This is a genomic window from uncultured Maritalea sp. (genome assembly GCF_937139385.1).
GTDB classification, from domain to species: domain Bacteria; phylum Pseudomonadota; class Alphaproteobacteria; order Rhizobiales; family Devosiaceae; genus Maritalea; species Maritalea porphyrae_A.
Map to the genome: position 1 here is coordinate 1 of NZ_CAKZPW010000356.1, position 3,651 is coordinate 3,651.

The 3,651-nt window shown below is 51.1% G+C and carries 3 protein-coding genes; all 3 read left to right on the forward strand.

All coding sequences use genetic code 11. The features are described 5' to 3' along the window. The coding region (ftsA, locus tag Q0231_RS14430) for a cell division protein FtsA (protein WP_299348496.1) at window positions 1–1,042 on the forward strand (1,042 nt) is incomplete at its 5' end. 144 nt (window positions 1,043–1,186) lie between these two features. Continuing rightward, window positions 1,187–2,818 carry a cell division protein FtsZ gene (gene ftsZ, locus Q0231_RS14435; protein WP_299348499.1) on the forward strand — a complete coding sequence of 544 codons (1,632 nt, stop codon included), beginning with the start codon at window positions 1,187–1,189 and terminating at the stop codon, window positions 2,816–2,818. 118 nt (window positions 2,819–2,936) lie between these two features. Then, window positions 2,937–3,651, forward strand: a 715-nt coding sequence (gene lpxC, locus Q0231_RS14440; RefSeq protein WP_299348502.1) for a UDP-3-O-acyl-N-acetylglucosamine deacetylase, incomplete at its 3' end; no start/stop codon positions are given.

Genomic DNA, 3,651 nt, shown 5'->3' on the forward strand with positions numbered 1-3,651 from the left:
CAATGCAGGGGTTACGGTTCAGTCGGTTGTTGTGAATATCTCTGCGGGCCGATTGGGCTCGGAAACATTTTCAGCCAGTGTGTCGTTGGACGGGCATGAAGTTGAAGATCGTGATCTAGAAAAGGTGCTGCGCACCGTCAATGATCGTTCGGTGCGCGATGACCGCGCTGTTTTGCACGCCTTACCGATTGGCTATTCGTTGGATGGGCATGCGGGTATCCGTGATCCGCGGGGCATGGTGGGGCAAACCCTTGGCGTTGATGTGTCGGTTGTCACCGCGGAAACACTTGCAATGCGCAATGTCGAGTTGGTGTTAAACCGCTGCCATTTGCAGGTGCAAGCATTTATGGCAACACCCTACGCAAGTGGGCTTTCAGCACTTGTGGATGATGAAGCTTCGCTTGGGGTTGCTGCAATTGATTTTGGTGGATCTACGACCACCTTGAGTGTCTTTAAAGATGGATACCTAGTTTATGCAGATGCCATTGCGGTTGGCGGGCACAATATAACCCTTGATATCGCGCGACAACTCTCTGTGAGTATTGAAGATGCTGAGCGGCTTAAAACGCTTTATACGAGCGTTCTGCCGGGGCAGAGTGATGAGCGCGATTTGGTGCCCATTCAGCCGGTTGGGTCCGAAGAAAATGAAGCACCAACTCAAATTCCACGCGCAACCTTAACTCGGATCGTGCGTCCGCGGGTTGAAGAAATTCTTACTGTTCTGCGTGATCGCATGGTGGCAACTGGCATGATGGATGTTTGTGGCCGCAGGTTTGTTTTAACGGGCGGCGCCAGTGAATTGGCTGGCTTGTCCGAACTGGCGCGACGCATCTTGGCGCGTAATGTGCGCCAGGGGAGGCCACTTGGTGTTGGCAATCTTCCCGCTGTTGCCAAAGGGCCTGCATTTTCGACCGTTGTGGGCATGTTGATTTACCCGCAAGTGTGTGAATTGGAGTATGTAGAGCCCGTAGCGCAACGCAAACTCACCGGCACAGATGGCTATTTTGCGCGGATCGGAAATTGGCTCCGCACCAGTTTTTAAGGTATCGTTAAGCTAAACACTTTGTTTAATAAGGCGAAAATGTAACGCAATTTGCATTAAACTTTATGAAAATGGTCCAAATGTTAGGGATGACTTAACGATCTAAGCGTAATTCTGGAGTTCAGGAGCACAATGGGGCCAGAAATGAGCATCAAACTTCAAATTCCAGATATTCACGAACTCAAGCCACGCATTACCGTATTTGGTGTTGGTGGGGCCGGCGGAAACGCCGTCAACAATATGATCGATTCCGGCCTTGAAGGTGTGGAATTTGTTGTAGCCAACACAGATGCGCAAGCACTGGCACTCTCCAAAGCACAACGCGTTGTGCAGCTTGGTGTAGGGGTTACCGAGGGTCTAGGCGCAGGTTCGCACCCAGAAGTAGGGCGAGCAGCTGCCGAAGAAACAATTGACGAGATCAACGACCATCTTAGCGGATCGCACATGGCGTTTATTACCGCTGGTATGGGCGGTGGCACGGGAACGGGCGCAGCGCCTGTTGTGGCCCGCGCAGCTCGCGAGCAAGGCATTCTGACGGTTGGTGTTGTAACCAAGCCGTTCCAGTTTGAAGGCGCGCGCCGTATGCGCCTTGCCGACGATGGTATTGATGAATTGCATCGCCACGTCGACACGCTCATCGTGATTCCAAACCAAAATCTTTTCCGCGTCGCCAACGATAAAACGACATTCGCTGATGCGTTTACTATGGCAGACGAGGTGCTCTTTTCCGGTGTTGCTTGCATCACCGATTTGATGGTCAAAGAAGGCCTTATCAACCTTGATTTTGCTGATGTTCGTGCCGTTATGCGCGGTATGGGCAAAGCCATGATGGGTACTGGTGAAGCTGAGGGCGAAGATCGTGCACGTCACGCTGCTGAAGCAGCAATTGCCAATCCATTGTTGGATGATGTGTCCATGCAAGGTGCGCGCGGCTTGTTGATTTCGATCACCGGCGGTAGCGATTTGACCCTTTATGAAGTTGATGAAGCGGCAAGCCGTATTCGCGAAGAAGTCGATTCTGATGCGAACATCATTCTTGGTGCAACGTTCGATGATAGCTTGGATGGTAAAATCCGGGTGTCTGTTGTTGCTACAGGTACGGATGCCGCTATGGTGCAGGCAATGGATCCTGTGAAGCCAAACGCTGATCGTGCCATTCACATCAAGCGCGAAGTAAAGGCCTCTGAGCCTGTTGCTGAAACACCTAAAATGGAAGCTCCTGCGCCAAGCCCTGTTGATGAGTTGGATGCAGCAATGCAGCAAGCTGTCAATAAAGCGCTTGAAGAAGGGCATGCCCATCTCACCAAAGAGAGCGACGTTACAGTTGAGCCTTACATTCCGGTTGCAGAGCCTGTGCAGGCTGAACTTGAAGATCGGCCTCGTGTGAACGATGTTGAACCCGTAAAGACATATGTGCCTCAATCTGCACAGCGCCCAACAGGTCCACGCCGTATGCCTCGTGCTGACGAATTGCCAACGCCTGCGCGTGAAGCGGTTGCGCAAGCACAGTCGCCTGAAGCAGAGCCTAGGAACGCCCGTGCGTTGTTCCGTCGCTTGGCCAGCAATGTTGGTTTGCAAACAAAAGGCGAAGATGTTGCGCCAGTGTCTGCGGATGACGCAGCTGCCCGCAGCGCAGTGGAAGCAAGTGCGCCAAGCCGTCGGGTTGAAACACCCGGTGCAAAAGGCAATTTGGATCGTTCTGGTCGCACTGTACCTGCGGATGCACCAAAAAAAGAACAACTTGAAATTCCAAGTTTCTTGAAACGTCACGGTTAAAAAAATCGGGATTTTTATAAAAAAGCACCCGGCGCGGCTTTCGCGTCGGGTGTTTTTTGTTTACTAGTACGAAAAAAGAGGCAGCGCGCTCGGGGCGTGAGATGCTGGGGTTATAAGTATGAAGAGACTTGCCACCAAACAGTGCACTATTGCTGAAGCACTGAGTTTTACGGGGATTGGCGTACATAATGGGTTGCCGTCTAGCCTGATTATCCAGCCCGCTGCCGTAGATAGTGGTTATTCTATTTGCCGCAAATTTGAAGATGGGCGTCTTTCGGAGGCGTTCCCTCTTGTGCATGATCGTGTTGCGCGTACCTATCTTTGTACGGCTGTGGATCTTGGCGACGCTGGTACAATCTCGATGATTGAACACGTGGTTTCTGCCCTTTCTGGTCTTGGAATCGATAATGCTTTGCTTGTTGTTGATGGTCCAGAGTGTCCTGTTTTGGACGGCAGTGCTGCCCATTATGTGCAGGCAATAATTGAAACTGGTTTAGTTGTTCAGCCAGCCGAAAAGAAATTTATCAAAATCAAACGTTCCATTCTTGTGCGCTCAAACGATGCCTTTGCAGCGCTTGAGCCCTATAATGGGCGCGCGTTTGATGTTGAGATTGATTTTGAAAATGACGTCATTGGACGTCAACGGATGATTTTTGATTGGACGCCTGCAAAATACGCGAGCGATGTTTCTGCTGCGCGCACTTTTGGCTTTTTGCGTGATGCGAAAATCCTACGTCAGGCAGGCTACGCGCTTGGGTCTTCTTTGGAAAATTCCATCGCCGTTGACGATGACAAAATCATGAATTCTGGCGAACTTCGGTTTGAAGATGAAT

Excerpts from the sequence above, each read along its gene's own strand:
- ftsZ (WP_299348499.1), top strand. The coding sequence starts at position 1,187 with ATGAGCATCAAACTTCAAATTCCAGATATTCACGAACTCAAGCCACGC.